This window comes from Mycetocola sp. Y719, from assembly GCF_056713205.1.
The window spans coordinates 1,159,510-1,182,852 of the sequence record NZ_JBWYGY010000001.1 but is presented as its reverse complement, the minus strand read 5'-3'; the positions used below and the strand labels follow the sequence as shown (position 1 = coordinate 1,182,852).

Sequence of the window (23,343 nt, the reverse complement as noted above, 5' to 3'; positions counted from 1 at the left end):
GGGGACCCGTCGGCCGGTGGGTGTCTAGTGGCTGTCCGTGGCCTGGATCTCGGAGCGGTCCCCGGACCACAGCGTGTGGAACGTTCCTTCCGCGTCGACCCGCTTGTAGGTGTGCGCGCCGAAGAAGTCGCGCTGGCCCTGCACGAGGGCAGCGGGCAGACGCTCGGCACGCAGGCCGTCGTAGTAGGAGAGCGACGATGAGAAGGCAGGGGCCGGGATGCCGGACTGCGCCGATGCGACGACCACGCGACGCCAGGCATCCTGGGCACCAGCCATGGCGTCAGCGAAATACGGCGCAGAGAGGAGGAGCTTCAGGTCGGGCACGGCCTCGTAAGAGTCGGCGATCCGGTTGAGGAACTGCGCACGGATGATGCAGCCACCCCGCCAGATCTTCGACACGGCGCCGAGGTCGATGTTCCAGTCGTACTCGTCAGCGCCGGCGGCGATGGCGTCGAAGCCCTGCGAGTACGCGACGATCTTCGATGCGTACAGCGCGAGGCGAACGTCTTCGATGAAGGCGTCCTTGTCGTCCACGGTCCAGGTGTCGCTCGGGCCCGGCAGGCCGGATGCCGCTTCGCGCTGCTCCGGGTGAGACGACAGGCCGCGGGCGAACACTGCTTCGGCGATGCCTGACACCGGGGTGCCGAGGTTGAGGGCGGTCTGCACGGTCCAGACGCCTGTGCCCTTCGAACCGGCCTGGTCGACGATGACGTCGACGAGCGGCTGCCCGGTCTTCGCGTCGGCCTGACGGAGGACCTCCGCGGTGATCTCGATGAGGTAGCTCTCGAGCTCGCCCTTGTTCCATTCGGCGAACACGTCGGCGATCTCTGCGGGGGACTTGCCCGTTCCGCGGCGGATCAGGTCGTAGGCCTCTGCGATGAGCTGCATGTCGGCGTATTCGATGCCGTTGTGGATCATCTTGACGAAGTGGCCCGCGCCGTCGGTGCCGATGTGCGTGACACACGGCTCGCCTTCGGCGACCGCGGCGATCGACGAGAGGATCGGGCCGAGGGTCTCATAGGCCTCGGCGGAGCCACCCGGCATGATCGACGGGCCCTTGAGCGCGCCTTCCTCGCCGCCGGAGATGCCTGCGCCGACGAAGTTGATGCCGGTTTCACGGACGGCTTTCTCGCGACGGATGGTGTCGGTGAACAGCGCGTTGCCGCCGTCGACGATGATGTCGCCCGGTTCGAAGAGTTCGGTCAGCTGGTCGATGACCGCGTCGGTGCCCTTGCCCGCCTGCACCATGATGATCGCCGTGCGCGGCTTCTGCAACGACGCGACGAAGTCCTCGATTTTCTCCGAGGCCACGAATCCAGCCTCGGGGTGCTCGGTGAGAAGGGTGTCCGTCTTGGCCCACGAGCGGTTGTAGACCGCGACCGTGTTGCCCTCGCGACTGGCCAGGTTCCGGGCCAGGTTCGAGCCCATCACCGCCAGCCCGACGACGCCGATGTTGGCCTGGGCCTGTGATGTATCCGCCATGGAGGTCTCCTCTTGTGTTCAGCGGTCAGAAGTTCGGACAGTCCACGCGACGGCGCACCGAAGGAAGACGAAGAAAACATGGGGCGGCCGGATCACGGCGGCTCTGTGTACACGCTAGCAAACCGGGTGTGTCCGATTTCTCACGTGACGACGCCGATGATGTGAGGCCGTCGGTTACAGGCGGGTCCCGAACGTGTCACACCAGACGTTCTCGTTGAACGTCCCGGTGAACTCGGACAGGCCCTGGATCTTGTCGACGGCAGCGGAGATCGCTTCACGGCTCGGCGCGTGCGCGTGGATCATGGTCTTCACCATGGGCACGTCGATGAGGTGGTTCGGCTGTGCGAGCGAGACGAAGACGGTCGGTATTTCGGTGACGTACCAGGGGATCTCCGCCGCCATCGGCGTCGACCAGATGATGCGGACGCTGGCTTCCTGCGCGAAGCCGGTCACGTTGGCGAACACGATCGCCGCGTCGTACTTCTCGGCGTACTGCTCGTTCGCTTCGTCAGCCATCACGGTGTGGAAGTAGACGTTCTCCTCACCCTCTGCGGCCCGCTGCTTCGCGTTCTTGAACACGTGGACCTCGAAGCCGGCGTTCTCGAGTTCGTCGCGAGCGATCTCGAGATAGCCGTTCGGGTCTGTACCTGTGAAGTCGGCCTGGCCGCTGATGCCATACAGGCGGATTCGCTTGTGAGTCGCCGGCGTGAGGGGCAGGTTGCCCTGGGTGTCCTTCACGAGCGTGACCGTCTTGTCGGCGATCTCGGCGGCGATGGCGTGATGCTCGGCGTTGCCGATGACCGAGAGTGCCTCAGGCGACGGGACGAGTTCGTCGCGCGGAGCGGTGTGCAGGCCGAGGGATGCCTTGAGCGCCAGGATCCGGAGGACGGCGTCATGCAGTCGCTCCTCGGTGATGATGCCGTTTCGGTAGCCGTCGAGCATGTACCGGAAGTCCTCGTCGGCGTTCCGGAAGAAGAGGAACATGTCGCACCCGGCGGCGATCGCGGCCGGGACGAGGTCCTTGCGCTTCTTCGCCTGGGTCATACCGATCATCATCGACGCGTCGGTGAGGATCAGCCCGTTGAAGCCGAGCTCGTCGCGCAGCAGGTCGTTGAGGAGCTCGGGGGCGAGAGTCGCCGGCAGGACATCCGCATCCGTCATCGCAGGGCGGAAGTGCTTGGACAGTTCAGGCGCTCCGATGTGCCCGATCATGATCGACTGCACGCCGTGGTCGATGAGCTCGCGGTAGACCCGGCCGTATGTGGCGGTCCAGTCGTCGTAACCGAGCGTGTTGTAACTCGTGACGACGTGCTGGTCACGCTCGTCCATTCCGTCACCGGGGAAGTGTTTCATCGCGCAGACGGTCTTCGATTCGCTGATGCCGTCGAAGTACTCCTTGGCCCGTTCGATGACGACGTCAGGGGTGTTGCCGAACGAGCGCGTGCTGATGACGGTGTTCCGCCAGTTGTAATGGATGTCGACGATCGGGGCGAACGCCCAGTTGCACCCCATCGCTGCCGTCTCCCGGCCGGCGACGCGGCCCATCCGGCGGGCGATCGACTTGTCCGGGTGTGACCCGGCCTGGAGGTGCGTCGAGACGAGGGTGCCGTCGTCTGCGCTGCCGGCTCCGCCCATCTCCGGGTTCGAGGCGACGAGAAGGGGCACCTTCGCCTTCGACTGCGCGTAGCGGATGTGCTTCTGGACCGCTGCAGAGTCGGCGCCCATGTAGCGGATCCCGCCGACGTGGAGGTTGTTCACGACGTTGTCCAGGTAACCCTCGTCGAACGAGACGTTGAGGTTGATGAAGAGTTGGCCGATCTTCTCCTCGAGGGTGAGAGATTCGGCGGTCCGCTCGACCCACGCGACCGCTTCGTCGTCGAGATTGAACGGTTTCGCGCGAAGATCGACCATGAGGACATCCTTGTTTTCAGGGGACGGATCGGCGGGAAGAACACACGCCGCAGCATCCATGAGACACCATCGCCCCGCAATTTGTCAACCGATTGCCAAACCGCAGGACATTCTCGACCCGGCCGCTCCTGCGAGGTTTGGCAATCGGTTGCACAAACTCGTACTCCGGCCTAGAGTGGGCGCATTGCCTTGCGGAGTTGCTCCGGCGAGGTTCCCAGTGACGTGAACACACGCAAAGGTGGTTTTCCTTTCATGACCCAGTCCAATCCGGTGACCTGGACCCTGTCCGGCTTCGGCGACGAGATCGATCCCGACCCTGCCGTCCAGGTCGCCGTGCTCAAGGCCCTCGGCGCTTCCCACATCGAAGTGCGAAGCGCCTGGACCACGAATGTCGTAGACCTCTCCGACGACCAGCTCTCGACCCTCGCCGGCTTCCTGGCGAAGGAGGACATGGGCGTGTCCGCGGTGGCGTCGCCGATCGGCAAAGTGGACATCTCACTCGACCCGGACCTCGAAGTCCAGCGCCTGCGCCGCATCATCCGTGTCGCCCACGCACTCGAGACCCCGAACATCCGCATCTTCTCGTTCTTCCGAGGTGACGGCGTCTCCGTCGAGTCGACCCGCGACGACGTGATGCTCCGGATGCGACTGCTCGCCGACGAGGCGGAGCACGAGGGCGTCGTCCTCCTCCACGAGAACGAGAAGGACATCTACGGTGACACCCCCGAGCGCGTGCTCGACCTCGTGGAGTCAGTGGGTTCCCCTGCGCTCCGCCTGGCCTGGGACAGTGCCAACTTCGTCCAGGTCGGTGTCGCCGCACCGCACGACGACGGCTTCGCGATGCTCCGCCCCTACCTCGACTACCTGCAGGTGAAGGATGCCGTCGCCTCGACCGGCACGGTCGTTCCGGCCGGGCAGGGTGACGGGCAGGTGCTCCAGACGCTCACGGCGTTGCGCGACGACGGGTACACCGGTTTCGCCTCACTCGAGCCGCATCTCGACGAGGCCCACGCGCTTGGCGGCTTCTCCGGTCCCGCCGCTTTCGGCGAGGCCGCCAGGGCCCTCGACGTACTGCTCTCCGGCATCGGGGTGGCGACCAGATGAGTGGGTCACCCGCTCTCGTCGCGATCGTCGGATCCGGTGAGCTCGCCCGCGCGCACGCCAGGGTCGCTGTCGCTCACCCCGACCTGAGGCTCGTCGCCCTGATCGGTACGGACGAACAGTCGGGACAGGCCCTTGCCGACGATGTCGTGAATCGCTTCGAAGGCGAACGCCCACGTCTCTTCCCGGACCTGGCTGCCGCGCTCGACGCCACGGCGATCCATATCGTGGCCATCAGCGTCCCCGACGACGCGTCGGGCACCGCGACGGCCGCCGTTCGCGCCGGTACGGCAGTCGTCGGCGGACGCGCACTCTCTGACGGAGATGCCGCGACCTGGTTCCCGTTCGATGCCGGCCCTTCCGACGGCAGAAGCGCCGATGACGTCGCATTCGCCGACCACCTCCGCCAGTACGAGGGCATCATCGGGCGGATCGGATTCGGCCCGCTCGCCGATCAGGCAGGGGCGCGCTCGTGACAACCATCCGCGCCGCCGTGATCGGTTGCGGCGACATCTCAGCTCTGCACTTCGATGCCATCGCGACCGTGCCTGGGGCCACCCTGGTCGGGGTCTGCGACACCGATCAGGGGAGACTCGCGGCGGCATCCACGGCGAACGGTGTTCCCGGCTTCGCCGACCACCGGCAACTGCTCGACGAGCTGAAGCCCGACGTCGTGCACATCTGCACCCCGCACCACACCCACTCCGCCATCGCGGTCGCCGCGCTCGACCGCGGGATCGACGTGATCCTCGAGAAGCCGCTTGCGCACACCCGGGACGAGGCCGACCGGCTTCAGCTGGCGGCTGAGACGAGCGGCGCGCGCCTCGCCGTCTGCTTCCAGAACAGGTACAACGCCCCTGTCCAGGCCGCCAGCGCCGCACTCGCCACCGGCGATCTCGGCGCCGTTCTCGGGGCATCGGCAACGGTGCTGTGGCACCGGAGCGCCGACTACTACCTCGATCGCCCCTGGCGTGGGCGCTGGTCGACCGGGGGCGGTGGGCTGCTGATGAATCAGGCCATCCACACCCTCGACCTCGTCCAGTGGCTCGTCGGCCCGGTTGCATCGGTCAGCGGCAACGCGAGTACCCGATTCCTCGACGACGTCATCGAGGTCGAGGACACCGCGGAGATGACGCTGCGGCACGTCAACGGTGCGCGCAGTGTCTTCTACGCCACACTCGCCCACTCGGCGAACGCCCCCGTCGACATCGAGATCGTGACCGAGCGGGCGACGTTGCACATCCGTGGCGATCTCACGATCACGCACGCGGACGGAGCCGTCGAGAGGGTCGCGGAGCGGAAGACGGCAGAGGGTGAGCGAGCCTACTGGGGTGTCTCGCACGAGCTGCTCATCCAGGATTTCTACGCCGGCTTCGGAACGGGCAACCCGTTCTGGATCGGGCCGGCAGCAGCCCGCGCCTCGTTCGACATCATCCAGGACGTGTACGACCAATCCTTCCCCGACAGGGCCGGATTTCCCGGCTCCCCGACGCTCGACAACTCAGAACGGAACCCACAGCAATGACGACAAAAGTCCGCCTCGGAATCATCGGGCTCGGCGCCCAGGGCTCGATGTACGCCACGTTCATCGCCGACGGCCTCGTGCCCAACATGGAGATCGGCGCCATCGCCGATATCGACCCGGCGAAGGCTGCTGTCGCCGCCGAGGCCTACCCCGATGCTGCGTTCTTCGATGACCACATCGCACTCCTCGAGAGCGGAACGGTCGATGCCGTCGTCACATGTGTGCCGCACTACCTGCACCCTCAGATGGGCATCGACGCCCTGGCGCGTGACATCCACGCGCTCGTCGAGAAGCCTGCTGGCGTCTACACGAAGCAGGTGGCAGAACTCAACGCGTTCGCGGCATCGAAGCCGGAACTCAGCTTCGGGATCATGTTCAACCAGCGCAACAACCCGCTCTACATCCGGCTCAAGGAGATCGTCGACAACGGCGAGATCGGCACGATCCTGCGGTCCAACTGGATCATCACCAACTGGTGGCGGCCGCAGGGGTACTACGACCAGAGTGCCTGGCGCGCGACCTGGGGCGGCGAGGGCGGTGGGGTACTCGTCAACCAGGCACCCCACCAGCTCGACCTGTGGCAGTGGATCTGCGGCGTCCCGAAGTCGGTCTACTCGAAGGTCGCCTTCGGCTACCGTCGCAACATCGCCGTGGAGGACGAGGTCACCGCCCTCGTCGACTACGGCAACGGCGCGACAGGCGTCTTCATCACCGCCACCCATGAGCTCACGGGGACGGACCGGTTCGAGATCGTCGGCGACCAGGGCAAGATCGTCGTCGAGAACAGCAAGACCGCAACGGTCACGCGGCTGAAGCGGCCCGAGCGGGAACTCTCCGAGAGCATGGACATGGGCGACGTCATGAAACTGTTCATGGGTCAGCTCGACGTCGACGAGCTGTACACGCAGGAAACCATCGAGTTCGATTCGGCCTGGGGCACGCAGCACTCCGGCGTCCTCCAGAACTTCGCGGCGAACATCCTGGACGGCACACCGCTGCTCGCCCCAGGCTCGGACGGCGTGAAGGGTGTGCGACTTGCTAACGCCATCCACCTGTCTGCGTGGACGGGCAAGGAGGTCTCACTGGACTTCGACGAGGACGAGTTCCTGTCGGAGCTGAACTCGCGGATCGTCGACGAGGGAACTTTTGCCGTCCGCGGCTGACTGGATTCCAGGAGGGCCCCGGCGCGAAAGCGGCGGGGCCTTTCGTGTTTCCGCGGCATGGTCCTGGAGAATTATGCAACCGATTGCTTTGTTGCATTCTCCGGCAAATACCGGAGTTATCACACCCAGGTAACGGTCGATGAGGCAATTTTGACAATCGGTTGCCAAACCGGGCAATTCTTTGTAGCCTGAGTCCAGCGAGGCCCGCTTCGCCCCTTTACCCGGAGAAAGATCCGGTCCTTCCCGCAAAGATGCACAGGAGCCAACAATGAAGTTCGGTAATTCACTCACAGTCGCTGCGTTCGCAGCCGGGGCAGCAGTGCTGCTCTCGGGTTGCGGAGCCGGTGGTTCTACTCCAGCCGGCGACAAGACGTCAGCCCGCGGTGGAACTCTCACACTCGGCGCCGTCGTCGACATTCCCTCGTGGGATCCCAGCCAGGCTCACGTGGGTCACGCGCTCCAGCCGTACCAGGCCGCGTACGATTCGCTCCTTCTCCGCGAGCCGGACGGCACCCTGAGCCCGATGCTCGCCACGAAATGGGAGTACGACGATTCGCTCACCAAGCTCACCGTCGACCTTCGGACCGATGTGACGTTCAGCGATGGCGAGGACTTCACCCCGGAAGCAGCGAAGGCCAACCTCGAAGGCTTCACGGCATCCAACGGACGTCAGGCCGCGCAGGCCAAGGCCCTCGACTCCGTCAGCGTCGTCGACGAGGACACGATCGAGATCGCGCTCACGTCACCTGACCCCGCTTTCGAGTACTACCTCAGCCAGGCCCTCGGCCTGATGGGCAGCCCCGAGGCCCTCGGCACCGATGAGATCGCCGCCGACCCGGTCGGTTCAGGCCCATACGTGATGGATGCCAAGGCCTCGGTCGTCGGCTCCCAGTACACCTTCACCGCTCGCGAGGACTACTGGAACAAGGACCTCCAGAAGTTCGACAGCATCGTCTTCAAGGTGCTCACGGACCCGACCGCCCGGACCAACGCGATCGTCTCCGGCCAGGTCGACGCGACCCTGGTGGACGCCCGCGCCGCAGCGCAGGTCGAGGGCGCTGGCCTCACGCTCAGCGACAACCAGGTCGACTGGGCAGGACTGCTCCTCCTCGACCGCGACGGCGCACTCAACCCGGCAATGGGCGACGTCAAGGTTCGCCAGGCGATCAACTACGCTCTGGACCGCGAGAGCATCCTCGAGCAGTTCCAGCTCGGCTACGGCACCGTCACCAACCAGGTCTTCGGGCCGGACAGTGGCGCGTATGTGGATGAACTCGATGAGAGCTACCCGTACGACCCCGAGAAGGCGAAGGAACTCCTCGCTGAGGCAGGCTACGAAGACGGCTTCGACCTGACCATCCCGTCCTTCGTCGGCCTCGAATCCCTGATGGCCATCCTGACCCAGCAATTCGCAGATGTCGGCATCACGCTCACGTCCGTGACAGTTCCTCCGGCCAACATCGTGACGGACATCTCTTCTGGCAAGTACCCGGCTGCATTCTTCTTCCTCTTCCAGGGCGAACCGTGGGTGGCCATCAACCAGATGATCTCCACTGACGCGTTGTACAACGCATTCGACTCGACCGACCCTGAACTGCAGGAAATGATCGACGCCGTCCGCACGGGTGGCGACGAATCGGCCGAACTCGCGAAGGACGTCAACACGTACGTCACCGAAAACGCCTGGTTCGCCCCCTTGTTCCGCGTCGACCAGATGTTCTACATCAACGGCAAGAAGATCACCTCGACGCCGCAGACGCAGCAGGCTGTTCCGTCCATCTACAACTTCGCTCCGGCGAGCTAACACCCATCGACGCGCCGATTCCCGGCGCGGGGGCGGATGCATCGGCATCCGCCCCTACCCCCGCATACCTCAACCAACTTGCAATGGAGCAGCATGGTTACCTTCACTCTCAAGCGTCTCGCGGCGGGAGTCGTCCTCCTCGCGGCGATCAGCATCCTGACCTACACGCTTCTGTACTTCTCCAGCTCGAACATCGCCAGGAACATCCTCGGGGACCAGGCGACGGAGGGGGCCGTCGCGCTCAAGGAGGCCGAGCTCGGCCTCGACCAGCCACTCCCCGTCCGCTTCTTCGGCTGGGCAGGGTCCGCGATCACCGGTGATCTCGGCCGCTCCTGGTTCAGCGCCGAGACGGTCGCCGACGCCCTCACCAACCGGCTCCCGATCACCCTCACCCTCGTCGTCGTCGCCATCCTCCTCACCGCGATCGTCGCCACTGCCCTCGGCATGGCCGCAGCGGTGAAGCGCGGCTGGGTCGACCGGGTGGTGCAGATCGGCGCCGTCATCGGAGACGCCATCCCCGGGTTCGTCCTCGCCATCGTCCTCGTCACCGTCCTGGGTATCCAACTCGGATTCTTCCCCGCCATCTCGACGATCACGCCTGGAGCAGGCGCGGATGCCTGGATCGCCTCGATGGCCCTTCCGGTCATCGCCCTCACCATCAATGCCGTCACCTCAGGCGCCCAGCAGATTCGGAGTGCCGTGATCAAGCAACTGGAGAAGGACTACGTTCGTACGCTCCGCAGCCGCGGCATCTCCGAACGCGAGATCCTGTTCAAGCACGTGCTCCGCAGTGCGGCTCCCGCCGGACTCACCGTGCTCAGCCTGCAGTTCGTCGGCATGCTCGGCGGTGTCGTCATTATCGAGCAGATCTTCGCCCTCCCCGGGATGGGCGCCCTCGCCGTCAGTGCGACGACCCTCGGCGACATCCCGCTCGTGATGGGGGTCGTGCTCTACACGGTCGTCATCGTCATCATCGTCAATCTGGTCGTCGACCTCATCAACGGCTGGCTCAACCCGAAGGTGCGTGTCTCATGACCCAGCCCGTCGACATCCCCGGCCAGGCGGGCACGGTCGTGCGTGCCCACGTCTTCCGCCGCATACTGAGGAACCCGCTCGGTGTCCTCGCCCTCTCCGTCCTCAGCATCGTGGTGCTCGTGGCCGTCTTCGCCCCTCTCATCGCTCCGTTCGACCAGAACTTCGCGAACATCACCAATACGCTGGCGCCCCCAGGCGGCGACAACCTCCTCGGTACCGACAGCGCCGGCCGGGACGTGTTCAGCCGGCTCGTTTACGGAGCACAACTCACCCTGCTGTCCGCGTTGCTCTGCGCGATCGTCGCCATCGCCATCGGATTGCCCACCGGCCTGATCGCCGGGTACTACGGCGGCAAATTCGACCAGGTCGCAAGCTGGTTCGCGAACATGCTGATGAGCCTCCCGGGCATCATCGTCCTCCTCTCCGTCCGAGCCGCCTTCGGTCCGTCGGTCTGGACGAGCATGATCGTCTTCGGCGTGCTGATCAGTCCCGGCTACTTCCGGCTCACACGGACGGCGGTGCAGTCGGTCCGCAACGAGTTGTATGTCGATGCGGCACGAGTGGCGGGTCTCAGCGACGTGAGCATCATCACCAGGCACATCTTCAGCGTCGTACGGGCCCCGATCATCATCCAGACCGCGATGGTCTGCGGAGTGGCGATAGCCATCCAGTCCGGACTTGAGTTCCTCGGTCTCGGTGACCCGAGTGAGGCCACCTGGGGCGTCATGCTCAGTGACGGGTTCCGCAACGTCTACCTCAACCCCCTCCTCCTGCTCTGGCCAGGTCTCGCCATCGGCCTCACGATCGGTGCGCTCGTCCTCCTCGGGAACGCCGTGCGCGATGCTCTCGAGGACGGCCAGAAGATCCCGAAGCCGAAGAAAACGGTCGTCCCGGCGCCGTCGCCGCGCAGTGACACCCCGTCACCGCGCACGGGGAAGCTCCGCAAGATCATCGCGAAGGTCGAAGCCGGAACCGAGAAACATCTGCTCAAGGTCAACCACCTCGCTGTCGGCTACCCGCAGGCGGACGGGTCGATCAAGAAGGTCGTGGACGACGTGTCCTTCTCCCTCGACCGCGGAGAAGTCCTCGGGATCGTGGGGGAGTCGGGCTCCGGCAAGTCCCAGACCGCGTTCTCCATCCTCGGCCTGCTCCCGGATACGGCGCGGATCGTCGGAGGCAGCATCCAGTTCGACGGAAAGTACTCGGTCGCTCCTGGCGACGAGACTGTGCACCAGGACCGCCTCCGAGACCTCCGCGGCAAGCGCATCTCGTACATCCCGCAGGAACCGATGTCGAACCTCGACCCGGCATACACCGTCGGGTCCCAGCTCGTCCGACCGATGGTCAAAGTCCTCGGGATCTCCAGAGCCGAAGCGAAGAAGCGTGCCCTCGCTCTCCTGGAGAGCGTCGGAATCGTCAACCCGCAGCGAACATTCGACGCCTATCCACACGAGGTGTCTGGCGGGATGGCGCAGCGTGTGCTCATCGCCGGAGCGATCAGCTGCGAACCGGACCTCATCATCGCGGACGAGCCGACCACGGCGCTTGACGTGACCGTCCAGGCGGAGGTGCTCGACCTGATCCGCGACCTGCAGAAACGTCTGGGCGTCGGTGTCATCCTCGTCACCCACAACTTCGGTGTCGTCGCAGACCTCGCCGATCGTGTCGTCGTGATGAAGAGCGGCCGGGTGGTCGAGTCCGGCGAAGTCCGTGACATCCTCCGCAATCCGCAGGATCCGTACACGCAGACCCTGCTCGGCTCGATGCTCGAAGGCAAGACGCCGATGTCCATGCTCACGACAACCGGAAAGGACGGTGCATGATGGGCGACCGTCTCCTCACCATCGACAGCCTCAACGTGGAATACCCGGGCTCGGGCTTCCGGGCGAAGTCGTTCCGCGCACTGACCGACATCAACATCTCCATCGGGCAGGGCGAAACGCTCGGTCTCGTCGGAGAGTCCGGGTCGGGCAAGACGACGCTCGGCAGGGCCGTCCTCGGCCTCGCCCCGGTCACCGCCGGCTCGATCACCTTCGCCGGACAGGACATCAGCCACGCCAGCCGGAAAAAGCGCAAGGAACTGAGTCGTGACCTCCAGGTCGTGTTCCAGGACCCGTACACATCGCTCAACCCCGCCCTTGAGATCGGAGACATCCTCGCCGAACCGCTCGGTGTCCAGGGCATCGGTAAGGCGGCGGCCCGCAAACGCGTCGGAGAGCTCCTCGATCAGGTCGGACTGCCGTCGGATGCCGCCCAGCGGCTCCCGCGGGAGTTCTCCGGCGGGCAGCGCCAGCGCGTCGCGATCGCCAGAGCTCTCGCGCTCTCGCCGAAGCTCATCGTCTGCGACGAGCCCGTCTCAGCGCTCGACCTCACCACGCAGGCCCGAGTGCTCGATCTTTTCCTCCAGATCCAGAGGGACACAGGAGTTTCGTACCTGTTCGTGTCGCACGACCTCGACGTCGTGCGCCACATCAGCCACCGGGTGGCCGTGATGTACCGGGGTGAGATCGTCGAACAGGGGCATGCAGGAGACGTCACCGTCACCCCGGAGCATCCGTACACCCAGCGGCTTCTGCTCGCATCACCCGTCCCTGATCCCGACCGCCAGGAGGAGCGCCGCGCGAATCGGCTCCGACTTCTCGCGCAACAGCGTGAACAGGACATTCAGGCCGGCGTCGCGGCGTAGGCCGAGTCGCAAATCCGTGCGATACCGTAGACCCGACCGCAGAGGCGGACGAGACGGCGCCGAGATCGCGCCCGGAGGAGTACCGACATGCCGAGTGACGCCGTAGCCGAAGAACCGCAGCAGCCGGTGCGGCAGCGTGGCCCGCGCGGCGGCAAGTCCGCCCCGACCATTTACGACGTCGCGAAGCTCGCCGGGGTGAACCCGTCGACCGTCTCACGGGCGCTCAGTCAGCCCGGCCGGATCAACATCAAGACCGAGGAGCGGATCCATCAGGCGGCGAAGGAGCTGAACTACCGGCTCAACCCGATGGCCCGCGCCCTGCCGACCGGCCGGACGAACACCCTCGGGCTGCTCCTGGCCGACATCACCAACCCGATGATCTTCGGCATCGTCCGCGGCGCAGAGCACGCGGCATCCGAGCAGGGATACACCCTGGTCATCGCCGAGTCGCAGGAATCGGGGGAGCGCGAGGCGACGACGGCCGAGCGTGTTCAGCCGTCCGTCGACGGCCTGATCCTCGGTACCACCCGACTCAACGACGAACAGATCCAGAAGCTGGCCGAATCGAAGCCGCTCGTGCTGATCAACCGCGACGTTGAAGGCGTGTCGAGCATTCTTCCGGATGTCTCGCCGGGCATCGAGGAGGCACTCGCGCACCTCGAATCCCTCGGTCACACCAGCATCGCCTACCTGTCAGGCCCGGCGACCTCGTGGATGAGCGCGACCAGGTGGGCAAGCCTGCTCGATCGTGCTCCGGCGCGCGGGATGTCGATCGTTGAGATCGGGCCAGGCGTCCCGACCCTCGACGGTGGTCGCGCCGCGCTGTCGCGCGTCGTTGCCGCAGGCGTCACCGCCGTCGTGGCGTACAACGACCTCATGGCCATCGGCCTTCTTCGCGCGGCTGCCGAGCAGGGGATCGACGTCCCCGGGCGGATGAGCATCATCGGCTTCGACGACATCTTCGGTTCGGACTTCACCACCCCTGCACTCACCACCATCCGCACGCCGCTGGCGCTCGCGGGGGAGCGGGCCGTGCGTCTCGCGCTGAGCATGATCAGCGGCGGCGGCGGTGCGGACGTGGCCGCCGATGCCGACGAGCAGCCCATCGTCACCGAACTCGTCATCCGCGGTTCGACCGGGACGCCCAGGCGCTGATCGGGCGTTCCGGGCGAAACCTCCCGGCGATCCTAGAACAGGTCGGCGTAGCCGAGCCTGACGAGGTTGTCCTTCGACGTGGTGAGGCAGTCGAACACGTCCCGCCCGTAGAGGTCGTCCTGTTCGACGAGGAGGTACTTCGCCTCGCTTGCGATGCTCTGTTCGATGATCCCGCGGAAGTCGAGGTTTCCCTCGCCGACCTCGGCGAACTGGACGACGCCGGTGAACGCGGTCATGAAGCCGGGGAAGTCCCCGGCCGCCAGGGCCGTGAACGCCGAGTCGGGCAGCGTGCCGATCCGGTAGTCCTTGAGGTGGATCATCGCCACGCGGTCACCATACTTCGCAATGGTGGAAACCGGGTCGAGACCTCCGCGCTGGATCCAGTGCACGTCGAGCTCGAGGCCGAGGAGCGGGGCCCGGTCGGCGATGATGTCCAGCAGGTGCTTGCCGTCGTACTTCGCGAACTCGATGTGGTGGTTGTGGTAGTACAGGCTGATCCCGTGCCCGGCGAGGCGTCCGGCCACGTCATTCGTGGCGTCGCAGAAGGCGAGCACCTTGTCGAGAGACCCCATTGCATCGAACGGGAGCATGCCGATGCGGACCATCGACGTATCCAGTGCTTTCGCGTCTGCGACGATCTTGTCGAACCCCGTCGTCAGCGATTCCCCCGGCATCCCCGGAGCGATCGTGAGGTTCGCGGAGAGTGAGGCGATGTCCATGCCGAGTTCATCGCGTGCCCTCGCCAGCTCGGCAACGTTCTCGCCTGTCATCGGGATCTGCGAGATCTCTACGGCCGAGTAGCCGATGTCGCTGACGCGGCGGAGTGTCTCGAACGGACCGACCTCCGCGAAGCTGTCTTTGAGCATCATGGCCTGAACGCCGATTTTCGCCACAGTGAAGTCCTCCATTGGATTCGCGGCCGCCGCCAGTGGAAGCCGGTTGACAGATACCGGGACCGCTGGGCGGGTCCCTCGATAATCCTCAGTGTGGCACAGGGGCAGTGACTTGGCAACCGGTTGACAAAACGGTAGGGTGCAGATTGAATGAAGGAGTGTCAATGAAGCTGCAACTCGACCAGGACCGACTGTTCCCGTCAGACCCCGCCACGCGTGACGTGGCCAGGGCGCTGTACGAACGGGTCGCAGACCTGCCTATCATCTCCCCGCACGGCCACGTGGACCCAGCGCTCCTCGTCGACGACGAGCCGTTCCCGAATCCGGCCGAACTGTTCATCCGGTTCGATCACTACGTCACCCGGCTCATGCACGCGTCCGGTGTCGGTCTCGACGCTCTCGGCATCCCTGACCGGACCTCGGGTGGGGCTGTTGCGTCCCCCCGCGAGGTGTGGCGCACCTTCAGCGCCCACTGGCACCTCTACGCCGGAACCGCTTCGGGGTACTGGCTGCAGAGCACGTTCAGCGAGTTGTTCGGCATCGACGTGCACCCGGACTCCACCAATGCGGATGCCGTCTTCGACAGGATTCAGGCGTCGCTGGCCACCCCGGCTTTCCGGCCGCGTGCCCTCTTCGAGCGCTTCGGCATCGAGGTGCTGGCCACGACCGACGACCCGATGGACGACCTCGCCGGCCACCGCGCCCTTGCGGGGGACCCGTCCTTCGCCGGTCGTGTGTTGCCCACGTTCCGTCCGGATGCCTACCTCAACCCCGCTGCGCCAGGATGGGCCGCAAATGTGGGCCGGCTCGCCGACTGGAATGGAACATCCCTCTCGAGCTACACGGGTTATCTGGAAGCTCTCGCCGGCCGCCGGCGCTTCTTCGTGGACAACGGGGCCGTCTCAGCCGACCACGGCGTGCTCGAACCGTACACGGTCGACCTGTCGCCATCGGATGCCGCTGCGTTGTTCGACCGCGCGCTCTCCGGCGCGCTCGACGCAGACGAGAGCCGTGCGTTCACCGGACACATGCTGCTCGAGAGCGCCAGGATGAGCGTCGAGGACGGTCTCGTGATGACCGTCCACCCTGGTGTGTACCGCAACCACTCGAGCGAGACCTTCGCCGCGTTCGGACCTGACACCGGCCACGACATCCCAGTCACGACCACGTACGTCGAAAACATCCGCCCCCTGCTCGAGAAGTACGGCAACGAGAAGGACTTCCACCTGGTCCTGTTCAGCGTCGACGAAACCGTTTACTCGCGTGAGGTCGCGCCCCTGGCCGGCTTCTACCCCAGCGTGTTCATCGGTGCGCCGTGGTGGTTCCTCGACGCCCCCGACTCCGTGCTCAGGTTCCGGTCGGCCGTGACCGAGACGGCCGGCTTCTACCGCAGCTCCGGGTTCATCGACGACACACGCGCATTCCTCTCCATTCCTGCCAGGCACGACATGGCCAGGCGGCTCGACTCCGTGTTCCTCGCCAGGCTCGTCCGCGAAGGACGGGTCGACCAGGCCGCCGCCGAACGCATCGCCGTCGACCTCGTCGACACCCTGCCCCGAAAGGTCTTCAAACTGTGACTTCGCCCTCCGGCACACCCGCCCAGCCGCTCACCCGTGAGACGTATGCCGCCCGTGAGGGGCGACAGGCATCTGTCGCCCCGGTCCGGATCGTGCACATCGGGCTCGGCGCCTTCCACCGCGCGCACCAGGCCTGGTACACGGCCCAGGCCGACCCGGAGGGGGAGTGGGGTATTGCAGCTTTCACCGGACGCAACGCCACCGCCGCACAGGAACTCGCACCGCAGGGCGGGCTCTACACGCTCATCGAGCGGTCGGCCGATGGGGACTCGGCATCCGTCGTCCCCAGTATCGTCGAGGCGATCGACGGCGCCGATCTCGACCGGTTCGTCGACCTTCTGGCCGCATCGACCACCGCCATCGTGACCACCACCGTCACAGAGCCGGGCTATCGCCTCACCTCGGCCGCGCTGCCGAACCTCGACGACGCCGCGGTCCGCGCCGATATCGACTGGCTGTCGGCCGCTCTCGGCGACGAGGCTCCGCCGTCGCTCGCCGGCGGGCCGACGACGACGCTGGGTCGCCTCGTTCTCGGCCTGCACGCCCGCCGGCTGGCAGGCGGCGGACCACTCGCGATCATCCCCTGCGACAACATGCCGGACAACGGCGCATTCGTCGCAAACGGCCTGACGGCTCTCGCGAACCTCGTCGACCCGGCGACCGCATCCTGGATCACCGGCAACGTGTCGTTCGTCTCGACGTCTGTCGACAGGATCACGCCGAGAACGACGTCGGCTGATATCGACCAGGCTGCGCGGATCTCCGGCTGGCTCGATACCGCACCGGTCATCACGGAACCGTTCCGAGACTGGGTCCTGTCAGGCGATTTCCCGGCAGGGCGCCCGGCATGGGAACGCGCAGGAGCACGGTTCGTCGACGACATCGAACCGTTCGAGCGCCGCAAGCTCTGGCTCCTCAACGGCGCCCACAGTCTTCTGGCCTATGCGGGACGCCTGCGGGGTCATCAGACCGTGGCCGCGGCCATCGTCGACGAGACCTGCCTGGCGTGGGTCACCGCCTTCTGGGACGAGGCCTCCAGGCAGTTGCCTGAGGGACTGGACCTCGACGAGTATCGAGCCTCGCTTCTCGAACGCTTTCGAAACGCGCGCATCGAACACCAGCTGGCCCAGATCGGGATGGAGGGCGTGACGAAACTCAGGGTCCGGGTCGTCGACGTGCTCCTCGCGGAGCGAGCGGCCGGCCGTGACGGCGGCGGCGGCACCCGTGCCATCGGATCGTGGCTGGCCCTCGTGACGGCGGGAACCGAGCTGCCGGACGCCCAGGCGCCCGCGATCGCGACCGCTCTGGCCTCGGGTGACGCCCGGGATGCCGCACTGCTGCGCCTCATCGACGCCCGGCTCGCCGCGGACGAGAGCCTCCTCTCCGACATCCGGGCCATCGCCGCGGAAGTCGTGCCCACCCTCGTCTGACGCACGACCCGACGCGGGGCCCGGTGGGATGCCGCGACGCCGCCGGTCGTTCGTTGGACGCAAAGTGCGCGTTCGCGACTCGTATTCCGACCGTTTGTGACGCGTGAACGGGTGAAGCGCGTCGCCGCTGGCTCATCCGGCGCGTGTGCCGAGTGTCCGCGCCGGAACCCGACATTCGCGACGGATGAACGGATGCCGGGACACATGAGCGGATGCAGGGTCGCCGCCGGGTGGTTCGTCGAACGTGAACCTGGCCGCAGGACATCTTTCGGGACAAGGATGGCAACCGTTTGCCAAATCGAGAAATCCGTGCTTCACTGTTAACCAGCGGCCGGGTATCCCGACCGAAATCATTCGAAGTTTCGCGAGGACGCGTTCCCGCAACGATGCGTAGAGGAGACACCATGTCGGCAGTTGCCTTCCGCCGGTCGGCTCGCTCCGTCGCGTCGCGCACGCTCATCGCAACGATCAGGAATCGACGCGATTCCATCGAGCTCGGCAACCTTGCCATCCTGGCGAGCACCACGACCGGTGAGGTTGCCGACACCACGAGAACGCCAGCGGGTGCCCGCACCTCCTGGCCCATGCTGTTCCGCACGCGGAGCGCCCTCGACGCATAGCCGCTCGCGGCCACACGGGTAAAGGAGCCCCCATGAGTTCGACAACGACGACGCCACCGATCGAGGCGCTCGGCAAGCTGCCGAAGATCAGCATCATCGGGTACGGCGCCGGTGACGCGGCCAACAACCTGGCGTTCACAACGGCCACGATGTTCCTGCTCATCTACTACACGGATGTCGCGGGCATTTCGGCTGCTGCTGCAGGAACACTGCTGCTCGTCGTGCGGGTGTTCGACGCGTTCGCGGACCTGTTCGCCGGCCGCATCGTCGACAAGACCTACAGCAAGCGATTCGGTAAGTTCCGTCCGTTCCTCATGTTCGGCTCGGTTCCGCTCCTGCTGCTGAGCGTGGCCACCTTCTCCATCCCGCAGATCGGTGAAACCGGCGTGCTCATCTACGCCTACCTCACGTACGCGGCCCTCGGCCTCGCCTACAGCCTGGTGAACATCCCGTTCGGTTCGCTCGCCGGCGCGATGACACAGGACCCGGGGGAGCGGGCCAAGCTCGCGAGCGCCAGGACCATCGGCGCCATGATCGTCGGCGCAGGCCTCGGCATCTTCGTCGCGCCCTTGATCACCCCGGAGAACGACCTCCAGTCGATCTTCACGTCGATGACGCTCGGCTTCGTCGTGGTCGGGACGATGCTGTACTTCTTCACGGCGTTCACGGCGAAGGAGCGCGTGAAGCGCGACGTGCCGCACGTGACCATGAAGCAGAGTTTCGCGATTCTCAAGAGCAACAAGCCGCTCGTCATGCTCTGCATCAGCTCGTTCGTGTTCCTCACCGGCATGCTTGCACTCAGTACGGTGCAGCTGTACTACCTGCGTGACGTCCTCGACGCGCTCCCGCTCTACGCTGTGTTCTCGATCATCCAGCTCGTCATCGTCTTCGGCATCGCCGGCTTCGTGCCGAAGATCGTCCGCACGTTCGGAAAACGCGCCGCATACATGGCCGGCGCAGGAATCATGGCCGTCGGCGGCGTGATCGTCTTCCTCGCCCCGCCGAATCTGGTCTGGCTGGGCTTCAGCGGACTCGTCGTCTGCCAGCTCGGCATCGTGCTCGTGAACATGCTCGTCTGGGCGCTAGAGGCCGACACCGTCGAATACGGCGAATGGAAGACCGGCGTCCGCGCCGAGGGCATCATCTACGCCCTGTTCTCCTTCACCCGCAAGACCGGCCAGGCCGTCGGCGGCGCGCTCGCCGCATACGCCCTCGCCTGGGGCGGTTACGTCTCCGGCGGAGTGCAGCAGTCCGTTCAGGCCGAGTGGGGCATCCGGGCCGGTGCAGGCCTCATCCCCGTGGTGGCATCCGTTCTCGCCATCGTCGTGATGTTCTTCTACCCGCTCACCGACAAGCGCCACAAGGAGATCGTCCTCGAGATCGCCGCGCGCCGCGACGACGCCGGCCAGGATCCGTCGCCGATCGACCCTGCTCTCTCCACCGCTGCCTTCACGGCACAGCGCCCGGCGGCTACGGCGGTCCCGCCGACCGACGTCGACGACCCCGCCGCCAGATAGCCCCTCCTGAGAATCATCCCCAACGACACAAGGAACCCAATGAAAATCGAGAAGGCCGACGTCATCGTCACGAGTCCCGACAGGAACTTCGTCACCCTCAAGCTCACCACGGAGGACGGAATCACCGGCCTCGGTGACGCCACCCTCAACGGCCGGGAACTCGCCGTCGTGGCGTACCTCACCGAACACGTGGTGCCGCTGCTCATCGGCCGTGACGCCCACAACATCGAGGACACCTGGCAGTTCCTGTACCGCAGCGCCTACTGGCGTCGCGGACCGGTGACCATGGCGGCCATCGCCGCCGTCGACGTGGCGCTCTGGGACATCAAGGCCAAGGCGGCGGGCATGCCGCTCTACCAGCTTCTCGGAGGCGCGTCCCGCACCGGTCTCATGGCATACGGCCACGCATCGGGCAAGTCGCTCCCCGAGCTCTTCGACAGCGTGCGCGAGCACCAGGAACAGGGCTACAAGTCGATCCGGATCCAGACGGGCGTTCCCGGGCTGAAGTCGATCTACGGCATCGCGTCCAACGCGACGTTCGAGGCGAACACCGGCGTGCGCTACGACCACGAACCCGCCCAGCGCGGTGCGCTGCCGGCCGAGGAGGACTGGGACACGCGCAGCTACCTGCGCCACGTCCCCACGGTTTTCGAGGCTGTCCGCAACGAGTTCGGCCCCGAGATCCCGCTCCTCCACGACGGTCACCACCGGATGACTCCGATCCAGGCCGCGAAGCTCGGCAAGTCGCTCGAACCGTACGACCTGTTCTGGCTCGAGGACTGCACGCCCGCCGAGAACCCCGAAGCCCTGCGCCTCGTGCGCCAGCACACCACGACTCCGCTTGCCATCGGAGAGATCTTCAACACGGTCTGGGACTACCAGCAGATCATCCGTGAACAGCTCATCGACTACGTGCGGAGCGCCGTCACCCACACGGGCGGAATCAGCCACCTCAAGAAGGTGCTCGACTACGCGTCGCAGTACCAGATCAAGTCGGGCATGCACGGACCGACCGACATTTCGCCGGTCGGAATGGCCGCGGCCATGCACCTCGGGATGTCGATCCACAACTTCGGCATCCAGGAGTACATGCAGCACGGAGAGAAGACCAACAGCGTCTTCGAGCAGTCGTTCACCTGGAACGACGGCATGCTGCACCCGGGCAACAAGCCGGGTCTCGGCGTCGAACTCAACGTCGACGAGGCAGGCAAATACCCGTACGAAACCGCCTACCTGCCGTACAACCGCCTCGCCGACGGCACCGTCCACGACTGGTAACAGGCAGAATCGACGCATGACGAATTCACACGGAACATCCGAGGGCGCCCAGATCATCGTGATGGGGGTGTCGGGGTCGGGCAAGAGCACGATCGGAGCGCTCATCGCCGGCGCCCTCGGGGTTCCGTTCGTCGATGGTGACGCGCTGCATCCCCAGTCGAACGTCGAGAAGATGGCCGGCGGGACCCCGCTGAACGACGACGATCGCTGGCCGTGGCTTGCGACAGTCGGCTCCACCCTCGCCACAGCGGGCAAGGAGGGAACGGGAATGGTGATCGCGTGCTCAGCACTCCGCCGTGTCTACCGGGATGTCATCCTGAAGAACGCGCCGGCGACGCGGTTTGTGCACCTCTCCGGCTCGCGCGAGGTGCTGGCCTCACGCCTCGAGGGCCGCAGCGACCACTTCATGCCGCCCAGTCTCCTCGATTCGCAGTTCGCGGCCCTCGAGCCCCTGGCGGACGACGAGCCGGGAATCGTCGTCGACATCGACCAGGCCGTCCCCGCCATCGTCTCCGAAGCCGTCGACGCGATCAACTCCGTCAACGCCGAGCGCTGATCGCCCGCCGTCTCGCTTGCCCGCGTTACCGCTCCGCGTCATGGGGTAGACTTGGCGACTGAACTTCGGCGAGGGATGCTGCACAGCGGCATCCGTAATCGACGCGGTGGGCAAGGCACCCAGGATTTTCTCCAGGAACCGGCTTTTCCTCACGCTGACATGCGTTCGAGTTGACACGGAGTCCGGTTCGCCGGCCCTCCTCCCAGACCATCCGGAGTGCGCTCCGGTTCACGCGAAAGAGCCCAGGCTCACCCCAAGGAGATCACCATGGCTGACGACAACAAAGTAGTCGCAGAAACCCGCACCTCATTCGGCAAGGGTGCGGCGCGCAAGCTTCGCGCCGCAGGCAAGATCCCGGCCGTCATGTACGGTCGCGGCACCGAGCCGAAGCACGTTGCGCTCCCCGCGCACCAGATCGGCCTCATCATCCGCAAGTCGAACGCGGTCCTCGAGCTCGAAATCGACGGCAAGCAGAGCCTCGCCCTCGTCAAGGACGTCCAGAAGGACCCCGTGCTCCGCATCATCGAGCACCTCGACCTCATCGTCGTCATCAAGGGCGAGAAGGTCACCGTGGACATCCCCGTCCACCTCGAGGGCGAGTCCGCTCCCGGCTCCGTCGTCAACCGCGACGCGACCACGCTGTCCATCGAGGCCGAGGCGACTCACATCCCCGAGAACCTCACCGTCTCGATCGAGGGCCTCGAGGTCGGTGCGCACATCCTCGCCAAGGACGTCCCGCTGCCCACCGGCTCCAGCCTGCTCAGCGACCCCGACCTGCTCGTCGTCGCGATCGCCGAGCCGGAGGAGACCGAAGAAGAAGCCGAAGCTGCAGCCGAGGCCGAAGCAGCCGAGACTCCGGCCGCCGAGTAACGTCCCGTCGAACAGACCGAGCCTGCCCGGTTCGCAGCCGAATGGTTGCGAACCGGCGGGCTCGTCCGCTTAAGGAGAACTCATGTGGTGGCGCAGAAAGAAGGAGCCGATTGTGGCGGAGAACACCTGGCTCATCGTCGGGCTCGGCAACCCGGGTCCTGCATACGCCCGCAACCGGCACAATGTCGGGCACATGGTCGTCGACGAGCTCGCCACACGTCTGGGTTCAGGGTTCAAGAAGCACAAGACCCCTGCCCTGGTGGCAGAGGGGTTCGCGGCTCCCGGCGGACCGAAGCTCGTCCTGGCGAAGCTCAACAGCTACATGAACGTGTCGGGCGGACCCGTCGCCGCCCTGCTCCGCTTCTACTCGCTGGAGCCTGAGCGCCTCATCATCGTGCACGACGAACTCGACCTTCCGTTCGACACGATCAAGCTCAAGCAGGGTGGCGGGCACGGGGGCAACAACGGTGTCCGCGACATCGTGAAGGCCGCTGGGAGCCCGGACTTCCTCCGGGTTCGCGTGGGAATCGGGCGTCCTCCCGGCCGCCAGGATCCCGCCGACTACGTGCTGAAGGACTTCGCGGGCGCTGAGCGGGACGTCCTGCCCAATCTGATCGCGGACGCGGCGGATGCTGTCGAGCTCATCGCGACGGTCGGGCTGCAGGCCGCACAGCTCAAGGTCCACTCGCCCTCCTGACGCTGCGGGCGGCAATGTCGGACGTGCCGCGTAGACTGTCCCG

20 protein-coding genes are annotated in these 23,343 nt (G+C 65.8%); 17 read left to right on the top strand and 3 right to left on the bottom strand.

Going from position 1 to position 23,343, the window contains the following annotated elements:
• Nucleotides 1-24 precede the first annotated feature (24 nt).
• The gene (gene gndA, locus AC1M0F_RS05530) at nt 25-1,482 is read right to left on the bottom strand and encodes an NADP-dependent phosphogluconate dehydrogenase (RefSeq protein ID WP_480237186.1); all 1,458 of its coding nucleotides are present in this window, start codon (nt 1,480-1,482) and stop codon (nt 25-27) included.
• Nucleotides 1,483-1,656: 174 nt separating this feature from the next.
• A complete protein-coding gene (locus AC1M0F_RS05525) occupies nt 1,657-3,393 on the bottom strand; it encodes a glycoside hydrolase family 3 protein (protein WP_480237185.1) in 1,737 nt (578 codons plus the stop codon).
• A gap of 252 nt (nt 3,394-3,645) precedes the next feature.
• Between AC1M0F_RS05525 and AC1M0F_RS05520 the strand changes: the two genes are divergently transcribed.
• The 9 genes from AC1M0F_RS05520 to AC1M0F_RS05480 all read left to right on the top strand — a co-directional run bounded on the left by AC1M0F_RS05520 (nt 3,646) and on the right by AC1M0F_RS05480 (nt 13,862).
• Nucleotides 3,646-4,497 (top strand): sugar phosphate isomerase/epimerase family protein, encoded by an 852-nt coding sequence (locus tag AC1M0F_RS05520; RefSeq protein WP_480237184.1) that lies wholly within the window; start codon nt 3,646-3,648, stop codon nt 4,495-4,497.
• Complete coding sequence (locus AC1M0F_RS05515; RefSeq protein ID WP_480237183.1) at nt 4,494-4,970, top strand: Gfo/Idh/MocA family oxidoreductase; 477 nt, start codon at nt 4,494-4,496, stop codon at nt 4,968-4,970. The genes AC1M0F_RS05520 and AC1M0F_RS05515 overlap by 4 nt, the downstream gene beginning before the upstream one ends.
• Entirely contained in the window at nt 4,967-6,019 is a 1,053-nt protein-coding gene (locus AC1M0F_RS05510; RefSeq protein ID WP_480237182.1) for a Gfo/Idh/MocA family protein, read from the top strand. The genes AC1M0F_RS05515 and AC1M0F_RS05510 overlap by 4 nt, the downstream gene beginning before the upstream one ends.
• Nucleotides 6,016-7,182 (top strand): Gfo/Idh/MocA family protein, encoded by a 1,167-nt coding sequence (locus tag AC1M0F_RS05505; protein ID WP_480237181.1) that lies wholly within the window; start codon nt 6,016-6,018, stop codon nt 7,180-7,182. Before AC1M0F_RS05510 ends, AC1M0F_RS05505 begins: the two co-directional genes overlap by 4 nt.
• A gap of 268 nt (nt 7,183-7,450) precedes the next feature.
• The gene (locus tag AC1M0F_RS05500) at nt 7,451-8,986 is read left to right on the top strand and encodes an ABC transporter substrate-binding protein (RefSeq protein WP_480237180.1); all 1,536 of its coding nucleotides are present in this window, start codon (nt 7,451-7,453) and stop codon (nt 8,984-8,986) included.
• A gap of 93 nt (nt 8,987-9,079) precedes the next feature.
• Complete coding sequence (locus AC1M0F_RS05495) at nt 9,080-10,021, top strand: ABC transporter permease (protein ID WP_480237179.1); 942 nt, start codon at nt 9,080-9,082, stop codon at nt 10,019-10,021.
• Nucleotides 10,018-11,844: a dipeptide/oligopeptide/nickel ABC transporter permease/ATP-binding protein gene (locus AC1M0F_RS05490; protein ID WP_480237178.1), complete on the top strand. Its 1,827-nt coding sequence runs from the start codon at nt 10,018-10,020 to the stop codon at nt 11,842-11,844. Before AC1M0F_RS05495 ends, AC1M0F_RS05490 begins: the two co-directional genes overlap by 4 nt.
• Nucleotides 11,844-12,707 (top strand): ATP-binding cassette domain-containing protein, encoded by an 864-nt coding sequence (locus AC1M0F_RS05485; protein WP_480237366.1) that lies wholly within the window; start codon nt 11,844-11,846, stop codon nt 12,705-12,707. Before AC1M0F_RS05490 ends, AC1M0F_RS05485 begins: the two co-directional genes overlap by 1 nt.
• Before the next feature lie 87 nt (nt 12,708-12,794).
• The gene (locus AC1M0F_RS05480) at nt 12,795-13,862 is read left to right on the top strand and encodes a LacI family DNA-binding transcriptional regulator (protein WP_480237177.1); all 1,068 of its coding nucleotides are present in this window, start codon (nt 12,795-12,797) and stop codon (nt 13,860-13,862) included.
• Between the two features lie 32 nt (nt 13,863-13,894).
• Here the strand turns inward: AC1M0F_RS05480 and AC1M0F_RS05475 are convergent, their stop codons facing one another.
• Nucleotides 13,895-14,755 (bottom strand): sugar phosphate isomerase/epimerase family protein, encoded by an 861-nt coding sequence (locus AC1M0F_RS05475; protein ID WP_480237176.1) that lies wholly within the window; start codon nt 14,753-14,755, stop codon nt 13,895-13,897.
• 164 nt (nt 14,756-14,919) lie between these two features.
• On the opposite strand from AC1M0F_RS05475, the gene uxaC reads away from it, so the two are divergent.
• From uxaC to pth, 8 genes are all read left to right on the top strand, one after another.
• Complete coding sequence (uxaC, locus tag AC1M0F_RS05470) at nt 14,920-16,332, top strand: glucuronate isomerase (RefSeq protein WP_480237175.1); 1,413 nt, start codon at nt 14,920-14,922, stop codon at nt 16,330-16,332.
• Complete coding sequence (locus tag AC1M0F_RS05465; protein WP_480237174.1) at nt 16,329-17,762, top strand: mannitol dehydrogenase family protein; 1,434 nt, start codon at nt 16,329-16,331, stop codon at nt 17,760-17,762. Before uxaC ends, AC1M0F_RS05465 begins: the two co-directional genes overlap by 4 nt.
• A gap of 404 nt (nt 17,763-18,166) precedes the next feature.
• On the top strand, nt 18,167-18,382 hold the full coding sequence (locus AC1M0F_RS05460) for a hypothetical protein (RefSeq protein WP_480237173.1): 216 nt from the start codon (nt 18,167-18,169) through the stop codon (nt 18,380-18,382).
• A gap of 32 nt (nt 18,383-18,414) precedes the next feature.
• Nucleotides 18,415-19,899 (top strand): glucuronide transporter, encoded by a 1,485-nt coding sequence (uidB, locus tag AC1M0F_RS05455; protein WP_480237172.1) that lies wholly within the window; start codon nt 18,415-18,417, stop codon nt 19,897-19,899.
• A gap of 39 nt (nt 19,900-19,938) precedes the next feature.
• On the top strand, nt 19,939-21,177 hold the full coding sequence (gene manD, locus AC1M0F_RS05450) for a D-mannonate dehydratase ManD (RefSeq protein WP_480237171.1): 1,239 nt from the start codon (nt 19,939-19,941) through the stop codon (nt 21,175-21,177).
• Nucleotides 21,178-21,193: 16 nt separating this feature from the next.
• Nucleotides 21,194-21,733, top strand: a complete 540-nt coding sequence (locus AC1M0F_RS05445; RefSeq protein ID WP_480237170.1) for a gluconokinase — start codon at nt 21,194-21,196, stop codon at nt 21,731-21,733.
• Nucleotides 21,734-22,000: 267 nt separating this feature from the next.
• On the top strand, nt 22,001-22,603 hold the full coding sequence (locus AC1M0F_RS05440; protein WP_480237169.1) for a 50S ribosomal protein L25/general stress protein Ctc: 603 nt from the start codon (nt 22,001-22,003) through the stop codon (nt 22,601-22,603).
• An 82-nt stretch (nt 22,604-22,685) separates the two neighbouring features.
• Nucleotides 22,686-23,300: an aminoacyl-tRNA hydrolase gene (pth, locus tag AC1M0F_RS05435; RefSeq protein ID WP_480237168.1), complete on the top strand. Its 615-nt coding sequence runs from the start codon at nt 22,686-22,688 to the stop codon at nt 23,298-23,300.
• Nucleotides 23,301-23,343 lie beyond the last annotated feature (43 nt).